This window comes from Microbacterium sp. Root53 (assembly GCF_001426925.1).
Taxonomy (GTDB): domain Bacteria; phylum Actinomycetota; class Actinomycetes; order Actinomycetales; family Microbacteriaceae; genus Microbacterium.
Genome location: NZ_LMFR01000021.1, coordinates 63,455 through 76,434 on the forward strand (window position 1 = coordinate 63,455; position 12,980 = coordinate 76,434).

15 protein-coding genes are annotated in these 12,980 nt (G+C 71.2%); 11 read left to right on the forward strand and 4 right to left on the reverse strand.

Going from position 1 to position 12,980, the window contains the following annotated elements:
• Window positions 1-11 precede the first annotated feature (11 nt).
• The 3 genes from ASD19_RS09330 to ftsX all read left to right on the forward strand — a co-directional run bounded on the left by ASD19_RS09330 (window position 12) and on the right by ftsX (window position 3,506).
• On the forward strand, window positions 12-1,418 hold the full coding sequence (locus tag ASD19_RS09330; RefSeq protein WP_055991653.1) for a sugar porter family MFS transporter: 1,407 nt from the start codon (window positions 12-14) through the stop codon (window positions 1,416-1,418).
• Between the two features lie 82 nt (window positions 1,419-1,500).
• Window positions 1,501-2,598 (forward strand): cell division ATP-binding protein FtsE, encoded by a 1,098-nt coding sequence (ftsE, locus tag ASD19_RS09335; protein WP_055991655.1) that lies wholly within the window; start codon window positions 1,501-1,503, stop codon window positions 2,596-2,598.
• Window positions 2,595-3,506: a permease-like cell division protein FtsX gene (gene ftsX, locus ASD19_RS09340; RefSeq protein ID WP_055991658.1), complete on the forward strand. Its 912-nt coding sequence runs from the start codon at window positions 2,595-2,597 to the stop codon at window positions 3,504-3,506. Before ftsE ends, ftsX begins: the two co-directional genes overlap by 4 nt.
• On the opposite strand, the gene ASD19_RS09345 is transcribed toward ftsX, so the two are convergent.
• Window positions 3,503-4,381 (reverse strand): PhzF family phenazine biosynthesis protein, encoded by an 879-nt coding sequence (locus ASD19_RS09345; RefSeq protein WP_055991661.1) that lies wholly within the window; start codon window positions 4,379-4,381, stop codon window positions 3,503-3,505. The two genes, ftsX and ASD19_RS09345, sit on opposite strands and share 4 nt — an antisense overlap.
• A 93-nt stretch (window positions 4,382-4,474) precedes the next feature.
• On the opposite strand from ASD19_RS09345, the gene smpB reads away from it, so the two are divergent.
• The 5 genes from smpB to ASD19_RS09370 all read left to right on the forward strand — a co-directional run bounded on the left by smpB (window position 4,475) and on the right by ASD19_RS09370 (window position 7,461).
• A complete protein-coding gene (gene smpB, locus ASD19_RS09350) occupies window positions 4,475-4,951 on the forward strand; it encodes an SsrA-binding protein SmpB (protein ID WP_055991664.1) in 477 nt (158 codons plus the stop codon).
• Between the two features lie 66 nt (window positions 4,952-5,017).
• Window positions 5,018-5,497, forward strand: a complete 480-nt coding sequence (locus ASD19_RS09355; RefSeq protein WP_055991667.1) for a prepilin peptidase — start codon at window positions 5,018-5,020, stop codon at window positions 5,495-5,497.
• 54 nt (window positions 5,498-5,551) lie between these two features.
• Window positions 5,552-6,586, forward strand: a complete 1,035-nt coding sequence (locus ASD19_RS09360; RefSeq protein WP_055991670.1) for a YihY/virulence factor BrkB family protein — start codon at window positions 5,552-5,554, stop codon at window positions 6,584-6,586.
• 9 nt (window positions 6,587-6,595) lie between these two features.
• Complete coding sequence (locus tag ASD19_RS09365; protein ID WP_055991673.1) at window positions 6,596-6,826, forward strand: hypothetical protein; 231 nt, start codon at window positions 6,596-6,598, stop codon at window positions 6,824-6,826.
• Window positions 6,823-7,461, forward strand: a complete 639-nt coding sequence (locus tag ASD19_RS09370; protein ID WP_055991676.1) for a CYTH domain-containing protein — start codon at window positions 6,823-6,825, stop codon at window positions 7,459-7,461. The genes ASD19_RS09365 and ASD19_RS09370 overlap by 4 nt, the downstream gene beginning before the upstream one ends.
• A gap of 145 nt (window positions 7,462-7,606) precedes the next feature.
• Here ASD19_RS09370 and lpdA read toward each other — a convergent pair whose 3' ends face one another.
• Both lpdA and ASD19_RS09380 read right to left on the reverse strand, forming a co-directional pair.
• Complete coding sequence (gene lpdA, locus ASD19_RS09375; RefSeq protein ID WP_055991679.1) at window positions 7,607-9,004, reverse strand: dihydrolipoyl dehydrogenase; 1,398 nt, start codon at window positions 9,002-9,004, stop codon at window positions 7,607-7,609.
• 9 nt (window positions 9,005-9,013) lie between these two features.
• Window positions 9,014-9,706: a copper resistance CopC family protein gene (locus tag ASD19_RS09380; protein WP_055991682.1), complete on the reverse strand. Its 693-nt coding sequence runs from the start codon at window positions 9,704-9,706 to the stop codon at window positions 9,014-9,016.
• A 154-nt stretch (window positions 9,707-9,860) separates the two neighbouring features.
• Between ASD19_RS09380 and ASD19_RS09385 the strand changes: the two genes are divergently transcribed.
• The 3 genes from ASD19_RS09385 to ASD19_RS09395 all read left to right on the forward strand — a co-directional run bounded on the left by ASD19_RS09385 (window position 9,861) and on the right by ASD19_RS09395 (window position 11,723).
• Window positions 9,861-10,343, forward strand: coding sequence for an FHA domain-containing protein (locus tag ASD19_RS09385; RefSeq protein WP_055991994.1), 483 nt, complete (start codon window positions 9,861-9,863; stop codon window positions 10,341-10,343).
• Window positions 10,343-11,044, forward strand: a complete 702-nt coding sequence (ftsR, locus tag ASD19_RS09390) for a transcriptional regulator FtsR (protein WP_055991685.1) — start codon at window positions 10,343-10,345, stop codon at window positions 11,042-11,044. The genes ASD19_RS09385 and ftsR overlap by 1 nt, the downstream gene beginning before the upstream one ends.
• Before the next feature lie 139 nt (window positions 11,045-11,183).
• Window positions 11,184-11,723, forward strand: coding sequence for a MerR family transcriptional regulator (locus tag ASD19_RS09395; RefSeq protein WP_055991689.1), 540 nt, complete (start codon window positions 11,184-11,186; stop codon window positions 11,721-11,723).
• A gap of 436 nt (window positions 11,724-12,159) precedes the next feature.
• Here the strand turns inward: ASD19_RS09395 and ASD19_RS09400 are convergent, their stop codons facing one another.
• Window positions 12,160-12,969 (reverse strand): ParA family protein, encoded by an 810-nt coding sequence (locus tag ASD19_RS09400; protein ID WP_055991692.1) that lies wholly within the window; start codon window positions 12,967-12,969, stop codon window positions 12,160-12,162.
• Between the last annotated feature and the right edge of the window lie 11 nt (window positions 12,970-12,980).

Consider the following 12,980-nt stretch of genomic DNA (forward strand, 5'->3'; position numbering starts at 1 on the left):
CGCTCGAATGCATGACCGTGACGGCATATAGACGCGTGAACGCCCGTGTGACCGGCATCGCCCTCGCGGCGGCGCTCGGCGGATTCCTCTTCGGCTTCGACACGGCCGTGATCAACGGCGCGGTCGACGCGCTGGCCGGGGAGTTCGCCCTGGACGCCGCCCTCAAGGGCTTCGCGGTGTCGAGCGCGCTGCTCGGATGCGCGGTCGGCGCGTGGTTCGCCGGGTCGATGGCCAACCGCTGGGGTCGCGTGCCCGTCATGCTCGCCGCCGCGGTCCTGTTCCTGGTCTCGGCGGTCGGGTCCGGCCTCGCGACCGGCGTGGCCGACCTCATCCTGTGGCGGGTGATCGGCGGCCTCGGCGTGGGAGCCGCCTCCGTGATCGCGCCGGCATACATCGCCGAGGTGTCACCGGCGCACATCCGGGGCCGGCTTGGATCGCTGCAGCAGCTCGCGATCGTGAGCGGCATCTTCGTGGCGCTGCTGTCCAACGCCGTGCTCGCCGCCGTGTCGGGCGGCGCGGCCGAGGTGCTCTGGATGGGCCTGCCCGCGTGGCGCTGGATGTTCATGGTCGAGGCGGTGCCGGCCGTGGTCTACGGCCTCATGTCGCTGCGCCTGCCGGAGTCGCCCCGGTATCTCGTGCTCCGCGGCGACAACGACCGCGCGTCGCAGGTCCTGCTGGACTTCACGGGCGAGCCGGACGTCAACCTCAAGATCCAGCAGATCCGCGCTTCGCTGGACACGGAGCGGCGCGAGTCGCTGCGCGACCTCGTGGGCCCCGTGCTCGGGCTCAAGCCGATCGTGTGGGTGGGCGTCCTGCTGTCGGTCTTCCAGCAGTTCGTGGGCATCAACGTGATCTTCTACTACTCGACGACGCTGTGGCGCTCGGTCGGGTTCGACGAGTCGAGCGCCCTCGCGACCTCGGTGATCACCTCGGTCACGAACATCGCGGTCACGATCGTCGCGGTGCTGCTGGTGGACCGCGTGGGGCGCCGTCGTCTGCTGCTGGCGGGGTCCGCGCTGATGGCCGTGTCGCTCGGGGCGATGGCGGCGGCGTTCTCGTTCGCGCGCCTGGTCACGGTCGACGGCGTCACGACGGCGCAGCTCGACGCGCCGTGGTCGATCATCGCGCTGATCGCAGCCAACGCGTTCGTGGTCGGCTTCGGCGCGACGTGGGGCCCGATCGTGTGGGTGCTCCTCGGTGAGATGTTCCCGAACCGGCTTCGCGCCAGCGCGCTTGCCGTGGCCGCGGCCGCCCAGTGGGTCGCGAACTTCGCGATCTCGACGACCTTCCCCGTGCTCAGCGAGATGGGGCTGTCGCTCGCCTACGGGTTCTACGCGGTGTGCGCCGCCGCGTCGTACTTCTTCGTGCGCGCCAAGGTGCCCGAGACCAAGGGCATGGAGCTGGAGGACATGCGCTGACCCGGCGCCGCCCCCGCCGACCCGGCCCGGCGGGGGTGTCGCTCGGGGCCGCTCGCGGACCGGCGCTTAGGCTCGGTACGCCATGATCCGGTTCGAACACGTCACCAAGCGATACCGGGGGACCGCCAGGCCGGCCCTCGACGATGTCGACTTCGAGGTCCAGCGCGGGGAGTTCGTCTTCCTGGTGGGCGCCTCGGGATCCGGCAAATCCTCCTGCCTGCGGCTCATCCTGCGTGAGGACCTCCCGAGCGAGGGCCGCGTGGTGGTGCTGGGGCGGGACACCAAGACCCTGTCCAACCGGCGCACGCCGTACTTCCGGCGCCACATCGGCTCGGTGTTCCAGGACTTCCGGCTGCTGCCGTCCAAGACCGTCTTCCAGAACGTGGCGTTCACGCTCCAGGTGATCGGATCGTCGCGCGCGTTCATCAAGCAGGCGGTGCCGGAGGCTCTCGAGCTGGTCGGCCTCGCCGACAAGGCGAAGCGCTTCCCGCACGAGCTCTCGGGTGGCGAGCAGCAGCGCGTCGCGATCGCGCGCGCCCTGGTGAACCGCCCGCAGGTCCTGCTCGCCGACGAGCCCACGGGAAACCTCGACCCAGGGACGTCGGTCGACATCATGATGCTGCTCGAGCGGATCAATGCGTCGGGCACGACCATCCTGTGCGCCACGCACGAGGCCACCTTCGTCGACCAGATGCAGCGCCGCGTGATCGAGCTGAAGGACGGCGCCCTGGTCCGCGACGAGCGTCACGGCGGCTACGGCGACCGGTCCGGCATCAAGAAGCTCGAGCCTCAGGTCGAGCGCGGCGCGGCCGCGGTCGCGGCGCTGACCGCGGTGCTCGAGCTCCAGCGCGAGGTCGCGGGCGACCCGACGGGCGCCGTCCCGGTCGCGCCGGCGGAGCCCGAGGCGCCCATGACCGATGCCGTCGCCGAGGCGCGCGAGGAGATGTTCGCCGACCTGCTCACGGAGGAGCCGCCCGCGGACGAGGCCCCGGCCGCGCCGCCGGTCGCCGCACCCGCCGAGGCGGCAGAGGAGCCGGCCGAGACGCCGCAGGAGCCGGAGGCGCCGGCGCCGCGCACGGGCATCGTCCCGATCCCGGACATCGACGTGGAGGAGCTCGGCATGGCCGACCGCCTCGGCCTGCGGCCGAGCGACGACGACGAGGTGGGACCGACGACATGAGGCTGGGACTGATCCTCTCCGAGGTGCTCACCGGCCTGCGGCGCAACGCGTCGATGGTCGTGTCGGTCGTCCTCGTGACCTTCGTGTCGCTCACGTTCGTGGGCGCGGCGATCCTGATGCAGGCGCAGATCGGCACGATGCGCGACTACTTCCAGGATCGGGCGCAGGTCGACGTGTACATGTGCTCGGCGATCTCGACCACCGAGACCTGCACCGGCGGCGTCGCGAGCGAGGAGCAGATCGCGGCCGTCCAGGCCGAGCTGGAGGGACAGACGCTGTCGCCGCTCATCCAGGAGTTCACGTACCAGAACCCCGAGGAGGCGTACCAGTCCCTGCTCGAGAACCTGGGCGAGGACTACGCCAACCTGCTGACGCCCGAGCAGACCAGCGCCGTGTTCCACATCAACCTGCTGGATCCGACGCGCTCCGATGTCATCGTCGAGGCGTTCACGGGCGTGGAGGGCGTCGAGCAGATCTCGGATCAGCTCGAGTACCTCGAGCCGCTCTTCGCCGCCCTCACCATCGCCACCTACATCGCGGTCGGCATCGCGGCCCTGATGCTGATCTCGGCCGTGCTGCTGATCGCCACGACAATCCGTCTGTCGGCCTACGCCCGCCGCCGCGAGGTGGGCATCATGCGCCTCGTCGGGGCCTCCAACCGGTTCATCCAGACGCCGTTCGTGCTCGAGGGCGTCGTCGCCGCGCTGATCGGCTCGCTGCTCGCGAGCGGCGCCGTGCTGGCGGGAGTGAAGTTCGGCGTCGAGGGATACCTGACCTCGCGCATGGGCACGATCCCGTGGGTCGGCATGGGCGACGCGATGCTGGTGGTGCCGGTGGTCATCCTGATCGGCGTGGTGCTGGCCGCCCTCTCGGCGGGCTTCGCGATCCGCCGCTGGCTGCGCGCCTAGGAGCCGACGGAGATCGGCGCGGCCGATCCTCGGACGGTGATCCCGCCCGAAGTCGGGATGTCGACCGTCAGCACACTCGGCCGTCCGACGTGGGCGCCCTGGTCGATCGTGACTGTGGCGGGCGGCTCCACGCCGCCGGTCGCGCGCAGGTAGGCGCCGGTCGAGGCCGCCGCGGATCCGGTGGCTGGGTCCTCCCGGATGTCGCCGACCGGGAAGAGGTTCCGCGCGGTCAGGCGCTCCGCGCTCTGGCGCCACAGCACGGTGACGGTCCCGGCCCAGCCCTCGCGGTCCATGAGACTCCGGACCGCCGCAGGATCGAACCGGAACCCGTCGAATCGGGCGCGGTCGGCGAGCACGAGGACCGGATGCCGGTTGCCCGCGAACGCGACGCGCGGCGGCAGCGCCGGGTCGAGGTCGCGGGTCTCGAGCCCCAGCAGACCGAGCAGCTCGGCGAGCACATCCGGCTCGAGCGGCTCGACCGTCGGCTCGACGCTCGTGAAGGCCGCTTCGACAGCGCCGGCGGTCGCGCTCGTCGCGATCTCCACCGGCCCGACCGGCGTGTCGAACAGCAGCGGCCCTTCGCCCCACCGGCCCGCGAGTGACACCGCGGTCGCGATCGTCGCATGGCCGCAGAACGGCACCTCGGCGCCGGGGGAGAAGTACCGGATCCGCGCGCGGCGCCCCGCGGCGTCGGCGTGCGTCACGAACGCGGTCTCGGAGTATCCCACCTCCGCCGCGATGCGCAGCATCCCGGCGTCGTCCAGGCCCGCCGCGTCCAGCACGACGCCCGCCGGGTTGCCGCCGCCCTCGACCGCCGCGAACGCGGCCCAGCGCTGGACATCGACATCCGCGTCGTGGTGCTCGAAGCCGGTCACGCCCCGAGCCTACGACGCCCCGGTCCAGGCGGGGGATAGGATGTAAGGCTGTGCCCGGATCGGCCGGGCAGGCGGCACCGGGGAGGTGAGCACATGGCGAAGGAACAGGGCGAGAAGATCGTCGCGACCAACCGTCGCGCGCGCCACGAGTACACGATCGAGAAGACGTACGAGGCGGGACTCGTGCTCACCGGCACCGAGGTGAAGTCGCTCCGCCAGGGGCGCGCGAACCTCAGCGACGGCTACGCATACATCAACGGCGGCGAGGCCTTCCTCGATGCGGTGCACATCCCCGAGTACTCGCAAGGCAGCTGGACGAACCACTCGTCCAAGCGCATCCGCAAGCTGCTGCTGAACAAGGACGAGATCATCAAGCTCAGCCACGCCGTGTCGGCGGGCGGGTACACGCTTGTGCCCTTGAAGCTCTACTTCCTGAACGGCCGCGCGAAGGTCGAGATCGGCGTCGCGAAGGGCAAGAAGGAGTACGACAAGCGCCAGACGCTGCGCGAGCGCCAGGACAAGCGCGAGGCGGAGCGCGCGATGCGCACCCGCAACCGCATGGGCGAGTAGCGGTTATCCACAGGGCGCGCCCGTCGCGCCCGCGCGGTCCCTAGCCTCGTCTCAAGGAGGGACCGGATGGCCGCAGCCGATGCGTCGCAGGCGCTGACCGCCTCCGCGCACGTCGCGTTCCTGGCCGTGAGCCTGATGCTCATCCGGATCGACGTGTTCGAGCATCGGCTGCCGGATGTCATCGTGCTTCCCACGACCGCGGGACTGGCCGCGCTGCTGGCGCTCGCTGCAGCGCTCGACGGCGACCTCGCGCCCGCGGGGCGCGCGGCGGCGGGCGGCCTGGTGCTGCTCGGGCTGTACGTCGCGCTGCGGGCCGCGGCGCCGGGCGGGCTCGGCGGCGGCGACGTCAAGCTCGCCGCGGCCGTGGGCGTGTTCCTCGGCTGGCACGGCTGGCTGCCGCTCGCGGTCGGCGCAGCGGCGGGATTCGTGCTCGGCGCGGTCGCCGCGCTGGCCCTCCTCGCCACCGGGCGCGCGAGCCGCGACACGCACATCGCGTTCGGGCCGTGGATGCTGATCGGGGCATGGACCGGCCCGCTGGTCGCCTGACGCGGCGGTGTCAACCGCCTGCGGGGCGCCCGGGGCGTCGGTAGGGTCGACGGCATGGCGGGGATCATGGAACGGCTGAAGCTGCTGATCGCATGGGCGCTCGCCCGCAAGCCGGTCCGGGCGTTCCTGCTCTATTCCGAGGGGAAGGGCGCGCTGCTCGCGTCGGCGGTCACATACCGCGCGCTGTTCTCGATCTTCGCGGGGGTCCTGCTGGGCTTCTCGATCGCGGCCATCTGGCTCGCGGGTCGCCCCGACCTGTGGCAGGCGCTGATCTCCGCCGTCGACAACGTCATCCCGGGCCTGATCGGCGAGGAGGGGCTGATCGACCCCGACGACCTTCTCGAGCCCGCGAGCTTCACCCTGACGGGCATCATCGCGCTGGTCGGCCTCCTCGTGGCCGCGATCGGCGCCGTCGGCGCGCTGCGCGAGGCGATCCGGATGCTGGCCGGGACCAGCCGCAGCGAGGTTCCCGGCGTCATCCTGATGCTGCGGGACCTGCTGTTCGCGGTCGTGTTCGGCGCGCTGCTGGTGGCTGCGGCACTCACGACGTTCCTCGGCTCCGCTTTCGTGTCGCTCGTGCTCGACTGGCTGGGCCTCGGGCAGTCCGGGCTCGCCGAAGGGATGACCCGCGCGGTCGCGGCGCTGGTGACGCTCGCGCTGGACACGGTGCTCGTCGCGCTGATGTTCTGGATGCTCTCGGGCGTGCGGGCGTCGCCGCGCGCCGTGTGGAGCGGCGCCCTGATCGGCGGTGTGGGCCTGCTGGTTCTCCAACAGCTGTCCGGCCTCTTCGTCGGCGGCGCGACGTCCAATCCGCTGCTCGGAGCGTTCGCGTCGCTCATCGCGCTGCTGCTGTGGGTCAACCTGTCCGCGCAGGTGCTGCTGATCGCGTCGGCGTACATCCTTGTCGGCGTCGATGAGCAGCGCGACCGCGTGGGGGAGCGGTTCGCCGCGACCACGTTCGCGCAGCGGCGGGTGCGGCGCGCCGAGCGCTCGGTGCAGGCCGCGGTCGGCGAGCTGGAGGCGGCGCGCGCGGCGGAGCGCACGGAGCAAGAGCAGGATCTCCGACGTCTGCGGGAGCACCGGGACTAGGGTGAGGGCATGGCCATCGCACGACTGCACGGCGGACCCCTCGACGGTCAGGTCCTGCCCCTCGAATCGCCCGAGCTCAACCAGCTGATCCTGCCGTACTCGGAGGGGCAGGTGGTCTACAAGCGCGCCGGCGAGCCGGCGCACACGGGAAACGGCGACGGCCCCACCGAGATCCCGTTCCGCTTCGGCGAGGAGGAGCAGGAGATCACCCCCGGCGACGACCACCACCCGGGCGCGTGAGCGTCGACCGCTCCGAGGAGTCCGGGCCGTCGCGCTCGGTCGAGGTCGAGCGCAAGTTCGACGTCGACGCCGGCACGCCCGTGCCGGACTGGACCGCGGTGCCCGGCGTCGCGTCCGTGACCGAGGGCGAGCCGCGCCACCTCGACGCCCTCTACCTCGACACCGACGACCTCGCCCTCGCGCGTGCCGGCGTCGCGCTGCGTCGCCGGACGGGCGGCCCCGACGAGGGGTGGCACCTGAAGGGACCCCTCGTGGACGGCGGGCGCACGGAGCTGCAGTGGCCCCTCGGCGATGGCGACACGCTGCCCGCAGCGGTCGCGACCGAGGTGGCCGAGTACACCCCCTCGCCGCTGTATCCGCTCGCGCGCATCGTGAACGACCGCACCGCGTACCAGCTCCTGGACGCGGACGGCGGCGTGCTGGCGGAGTTCGTGGACGACGCGGTGCGCACGATCGACCTGCGCACGGGCGAGAACCGCGCCTGGCACGAGTGGGAGGTCGAGCTCGGCCCCGCCGCGCCCGCCGAGCGGGCCGCGCGCGAGGCGTTCTTCGCGGCCGTGACCGAGGTCGCCTTCGCCGCGGGGGCGCGCACGGCCACCTCGGCGTCCAAGCTCGCCCGCGCCCTCGGCCACTGACGCAGCGCCCGCACCACACGAAGACGGCCCCCGGATGATCCGGGGGCCGTCGGTCGTGAACGGGCTGGTGAGGTTTCGGCTCGCTTCGCTCGCTCAACCTGAGTCGCCGCGCATCAACGCGCTTCGCGCATTGATCCGCGTCGACTCACATGTTGATGAAGTGACCCAGGAGGCCGTGGAAGCCCTCCTGCAGCGTCTCCGACAGGGTCGGGTGCGTGTGGACGTTGCGGGCCGCCTCCAGCGCCGTGAGGTCCCACTTCTGCGCGAGCGTGAGCTCGGGCAGCAGCTCCGACACATCCGGGCCGATGAGGTGGGCGCCGATGAGCTCGAGGTGCTCGGCGTCGGCGATCAGCTTCACGAAGCCGACCGGCTCGCCCAGGCCGTTGGCCTTGCCGTTGGCGCTGAACGGGAACTTGGCGACCTTGATCTCGCGACCCTCGGCGCGCGCCTGCTCCTCGGTGAGGCCGAAGCTCGCGACCTGCGGCGAGCAGAACGTCGCGCGCGGCATCATCCGGTAGTCGCCCAGCGGCATGGTCTCGGCCTTGCCGATCGTCTCGGCGGCGACCACGGCCTGCGCCTCGGCCACGTGGGCGAGCTGCAGCTTGGCGGTGACGTCGCCGATCGCGTAGATGCCCTCGACGTTGGTGCGCATGAAGTCGTCGATCTCGATCGCGCCGCGATCGGTGAGCTTCACACCCGTGTTCTCGAGGCCGAAGCCCTCGATGTTCGGCGCGAAGCCGACCGACATGAGGACCTTGCCCGCGGTGATCTCGCCGGGCTGGCCGTCGCGGGTCTCGTACGCGACGTGCACCGACGAGCCGTTGTCGGTGATGGTCTTGACGGCGGTCGACGTGAGGATGTCGATGCCGTACTTCTTGTACTGCTTCTGGATCTCCTTCGAGACCTCGGCGTCCTCGTTGGGGAGCGCGCGATCGAGGAACTCGATGATGGTGACCTTGACGCCGTAGTTCGACAGCACGTAGGCGAACTCCATGCCGATGGCGCCGGCGCCGACGATGACGATCGACTCGGGCAGCTCGCGCGTGAGGATCTGCTCCTCGTAGGTCACGACGTTGTCGCTCAGCTGCACGCCCGGCAGCAGGCGCACCTTCGAGCCGGTCGCGATGATCACGTTGTCGAACGTGATCTCCTCGGTCGTCCCGTCCGACTTGGCGACCGAGATGGCCTTCGGGCCCGTGAACGTGCCGCGGCCCTCGTACTCGGTGACCTTGTTCTTCTTCATCAGGAAGTGGATGCCCTTGACGTGCGTCTCCGCGACCTTGCGGCTGCGGTCGAACGCCGCGCCGAAGTCGAAGTGCACGTCACCCGAGATGCCGAACAGGTCGGCCTTGTGGGTGAAGGTGTGGGCGATCTCCGCGTTCTTCAGCAGTGCCTTCGACGGGATGCACCCGACGTTGAGGCAGACGCCGCCCCAGTACTTCTCTTCGATGATCGCGACATTGAGTCCGAGCTGCGCGCTGCGCACGGCCGCGACGTAACCGCCGGGACCCGCGCCGAGGATGACGACGTCGTAATGAGCCATGGCTTCAGCCTATCGCCCGGAGGGGGTGCCCGAGCCGCCGTCGCCGGCCGTGGGACTACCGGGATCGCGCCGCGTGCGGGACACGAGCAGAGCGATCAGCGCGCCGCCGATCGCGGCCGCGCTCGCGCCGAGCAGGATCCACGGCAGGATGTCGCCGAAGCCGCGGTCCTCGTCGGCGGGGACGGGCGTCTCCTCCTGCTCGAGGTCGGTCGGAGCGGGGGTCGTGACGGGCTTCTTGGAGGGCTGGGCCGTCTCGCCCTCGCCGTCCGCCGGCGGCACGGCGGCCGGGTCGCTCGGCTCGGTCGCCGATGCGCTCTCGACCGTGAACGTGAAGGTGCCGTCCGGTACGTGTCCGTCGACGCCTGCCGCTCGCCAGTTCACCGTGTACAGGCCGGGCTCGGCGGGCTCGGACACCTCCTGCCGGATGATCGCCCCCTCGACCACCGCGTCACCTTCGGAGAGGATCGTGCCGGAAGGAGCGACGACATCGATCTGGGCCGTGCCCTCCTGCATGGCCTCCGAGAACTCGAGGCTCACCACGTCGGGCAGCTCCGCGATCGTCGACCCATCGGCAGGATTCGTGGCGATGAGCCCACCGTGCGCGGCCGCGGGGGACGCGAAGGAGAGGGAGCTGAGAAGAGCGACCGCGATCGCAGTCGCGGTGCAGGAGAGACGACGGACGTGATGCGATGCGGAGGGCATGCCGTCACGGTACCCGCGTCATCCTGAGCGCCGGCTCGCGAGAGACATCCGGGAGACTTGGGAGATCTGGTCATTCGAACGGGCCCTGTCGATCCGTTAGGCTGATCCGAAAGGAGGGGATGACGTGTCATTCAACGAGGACGCCGGCTCGCCGATCCATCGCGACAGCGACAGCTCGCGGTACGGCTACGACGGCTCGGGCGACTCCACGCAGACGTTCGGGCACGACTCCGACCTGTCCTTCGTGCCTTTCCACGGGGAGCTGAACGCCACGGAGCGCGACGCGATCGCGGCGCTGCCCTCGGGCTCGGCCCTGCTGCTGGTGCGCTCGGGCCCCACGGCGGGCGCGCGCTACCTGCTCGACACGGACGTCACGACGGCGGGCCGCCACCCCGAGGCCGACATCTTCCTCGACGACGTCACGGTGTCGCGCCGTCACGCCGAGATCACGCGCCACCGCACGTCGTTCGAGATCGTCGACCAGCGTTCGCTGAACGGCACCTACGTCAACGGCGAGCGCGTCGACCGTGCGGAGCTGCGCAACGGCGCCGAGGTGCGCATCGGCAAGTTCCGCCTCAACTTCTTCGCCTCGCCCCTGGACCTCGTCGGCGAGGACGGAACGGGGCAGGGCGCCTGATGGCGGCTGCCGCCGCCCGCGAGCCGGCTTCCGCACGGAAGGCGCCCGCGGGCCTTCTGAGCATCGGCCAGGTGCTGGCCAAGCTGACGCCCGAGTTCCCCGCCCTCACCTCCAGCAAGCTGCGCTTCCTCGAGGTGCAGGGCATCGTCACGCCGCAGCGCACCGCCTCGGGCTACCGCAAGTTCTCGCCCGCGGACCTCGACCGGCTGCGGCTCGCGCTCACCCTGCAGCGCGACCACTACCTGCCGCTGATGGTGATCCGCGAGTACCTGGACGACGTGGACGCGGGGCGCTCGCCGGCCACGCCGCAGGTGCCGCCGCCGTCGATCCACCCCGCGGTGCGCCGGCACACCCGCCAGGAGCTGCTCTCGGCGGCGGGGGCGTCGCCGCAGCTGCTCAACGACGCGGTCAGCACCGGGCTGCTGAAGGCCGCCGACAGCTACGACGACCAGGCGCTCGCGCTGCTGCGCGCGCTGGTGGCGCTCGACCGCCACGGCATCGAGCCGCGGCACGTGCGCGGCATGCGCCAGAGCGCGGAGCGCGAGGTGGCGCTGGTCGAGTCGGCCCTGTCGGCGCTGCTGCGGCGCACCGACGCGGCCTCGCGCGCCAAGGCCAGCGAGCTCGCGCCGGAGCTCGCCGCGCGCCTCGATGAGGTGCGCTCGCTGCTCGTCAAGGGCGCGCTGGCCCGCCTGCTGGGCTAGCGGCGAGCGGTTGAAGCTCAGGTTGAAGGTCACCCTTGTGTAACGGCCGCGCGACACGCCCCCGGCATCGCACGGATGTCATTGCCGGTGCCCCGGGCCTCCCATACCGTGGAACTGTCATCGAAACGAGGAGGACCTGATGAGCGCTGACGATCACCCGGATCGCGGCATGACCGATCTCCTCTTCACGGACGGTCTTCCCGACCTCGACCCCGAGCAGGGCTACCGCGGCGCGGTCGCCGCCCGCGCCGCCGGCATCACCTACCGCCAGCTCGACTACTGGGCGCGCACGGAGCTCGTCGAGCCCACGGTGCGCAACGCCACCGGCTCGGGCTCGCAGCGCCTCTACGGCTTCCGCGACATCCTGGTCCTCAAGCTCGTCAAGCGCCTGCTCGACACGGGCATCTCCCTCCAGCAGATCCGCACCGCGGTCGAGCAGCTCCGCGCCGCCGGCATCCGCGACCTCGCGGGAACCACGCTGATGAGCGACGGCGCCTCGGTCTACCTGTGCACGTCGAACGACGAGGTCATCGACCTCGTCAGCCGCGGCCAGGGCGTGTTCGGCATCGCGGTCGGCAAGGTGCTGCATGAGGTCGAGGCCACGCTCGTCGACTTCGAGGCCACGACCCCCGACCCGGTCGACGAGCTCGCCGCGCGCCGCGCGAAGCGAACGGCTTGATTTCCAGGAGCGTCCCGTACGCTCGCGCCGACGCTCCGCGCCGGACACTCGCGAGCGAGAACGTCGCTGACGCTCCGTTCGGCAGCGCTTCGCGCTGCGATTGGCCGCTCCGCGGCACGCTCGCTTCGCTCGCACGCCTTTAGATGTCCGGGGTTGCTGTCGGTCGTTGAGCGGAGCGAAGCGAGTCGAGGTCGGCGCCACCCCTGTGGTCGTTGAGCGACGAGCGCTAGCGAGGAGTCGAAACGGGTCGAAGCGACCCGGCCGGCCGGGTTGGTCCGGCCACGTTCTGACTCCGGCTCGTTCCTCGCCTCGGCTCGACGACCACGCGATCAGCGAGCATCGTGCGAGCGAAGCGAGCGTGGAGCGGAGCGACGTCCATCCCTCGAGGAGCGGCATCCGCGAAGCGGGGGCCCGACGAGTGGGAGCTTCCTCTGGTTTAAGAAGCGCTGTCCTGGGGGTCCTCGATGCGGCCCGCGCGCATGATGCGGTCGAGGAGCGCGTCGAAGTCGGCGGCCAGCTCCTGGGCGGACTCGCCGGGCCACACGTGCAGCGGCTTCGCGGCGCCCTGCGCCTGCTGCAGCGACGTGCGTTCCGGCAGCTGCGGCTCGAGCACGAGCGGGCCGAACATGTCGCGCAGCTCCTTGATGCGGAACTGGTGCTCGACCGACTGCGGGCGGACCCGGTTCACGACGATGCCGAGCGGCTGCAGGCGGGGGGAGAGGCCGCGGCGGATCTCCTCGATCGCGCGCAGGGCGCGGTCCGCGGCGGCGACCGAGAACAGGCCGGGCTCCGTGACGACCATGACGCGGTCGCTGGCCGCCCACGCCGTGCGCGTGAGGGCGTTGAGGGACGGCGGGCAGTCGATCAGGACGAGGTCGTACTCCGACTCGATCGAGGCGAGGGCCTCCTCGAGCTTCCAGACGTCCGCCACCGTGGGGTGCGGGCCGTCGAAGTTGATGGCCGACGGGCTGCCGAGCATGACGTCGATCGTGCCGTCGTGCACGCGCGTCCAGCCGCTCGACGTGATCGCCTGACGGACGATCTTCTCCTTCGGGCTGGTGAGCACGTCCGAGACGTTCAGGCGTCCCGCGATCTGCACATCCAGGCCGGTCGAGACGTCCGCCTGGGGGTCGAGATCGACCACCAGCGTGCGCAGCGAGCGTGCGAAGGCGGCGGACGCGAGACCGAGAGTCACGGTCGTCTTGCCCACGCCTCCCTTGAGGGAACTGACGCTGAGTACGTGCACAATCCCCAACG

What these genes read in the sequence shown, in the direction of transcription:
- ASD19_RS09355 (WP_055991667.1), top strand. Translation starts at nt 5,018, where the DNA reads ATGGCCGCAGCCGATGCGTCGCAGGCGCTGACCGCCTCCGCGCACGTC.
- ASD19_RS09380 (WP_055991682.1), bottom strand. Translation starts at nt 9,706, where the DNA reads ATGCCCTCCGCATCGCATCACGTCCGTCGTCTCTCCTGCACCGCGACT.
- ftsR (WP_055991685.1), top strand. Translation starts at nt 10,343, where the DNA reads ATGGCGGCTGCCGCCGCCCGCGAGCCGGCTTCCGCACGGAAGGCGCCC.
- ASD19_RS09360 (WP_055991670.1), top strand. Translation starts at nt 5,552, where the DNA reads ATGGCGGGGATCATGGAACGGCTGAAGCTGCTGATCGCATGGGCGCTC.
- ftsX (WP_055991658.1), top strand. Translation starts at nt 2,595, where the DNA reads ATGAGGCTGGGACTGATCCTCTCCGAGGTGCTCACCGGCCTGCGGCGC.
- smpB (WP_055991664.1), top strand. Translation starts at nt 4,475, where the DNA reads ATGGCGAAGGAACAGGGCGAGAAGATCGTCGCGACCAACCGTCGCGCG.
- lpdA (WP_055991679.1), bottom strand. Translation starts at nt 9,004, where the DNA reads ATGGCTCATTACGACGTCGTCATCCTCGGCGCGGGTCCCGGCGGTTAC.
- ASD19_RS09330 (WP_055991653.1), top strand. Translation starts at nt 12, where the DNA reads ATGACCGTGACGGCATATAGACGCGTGAACGCCCGTGTGACCGGCATC.
- ASD19_RS09395 (WP_055991689.1), top strand. Translation starts at nt 11,184, where the DNA reads ATGAGCGCTGACGATCACCCGGATCGCGGCATGACCGATCTCCTCTTC.
- ASD19_RS09365 (WP_055991673.1), top strand. Translation starts at nt 6,596, where the DNA reads ATGGCCATCGCACGACTGCACGGCGGACCCCTCGACGGTCAGGTCCTG.
- ftsE (WP_055991655.1), top strand. Translation starts at nt 1,501, where the DNA reads ATGATCCGGTTCGAACACGTCACCAAGCGATACCGGGGGACCGCCAGG.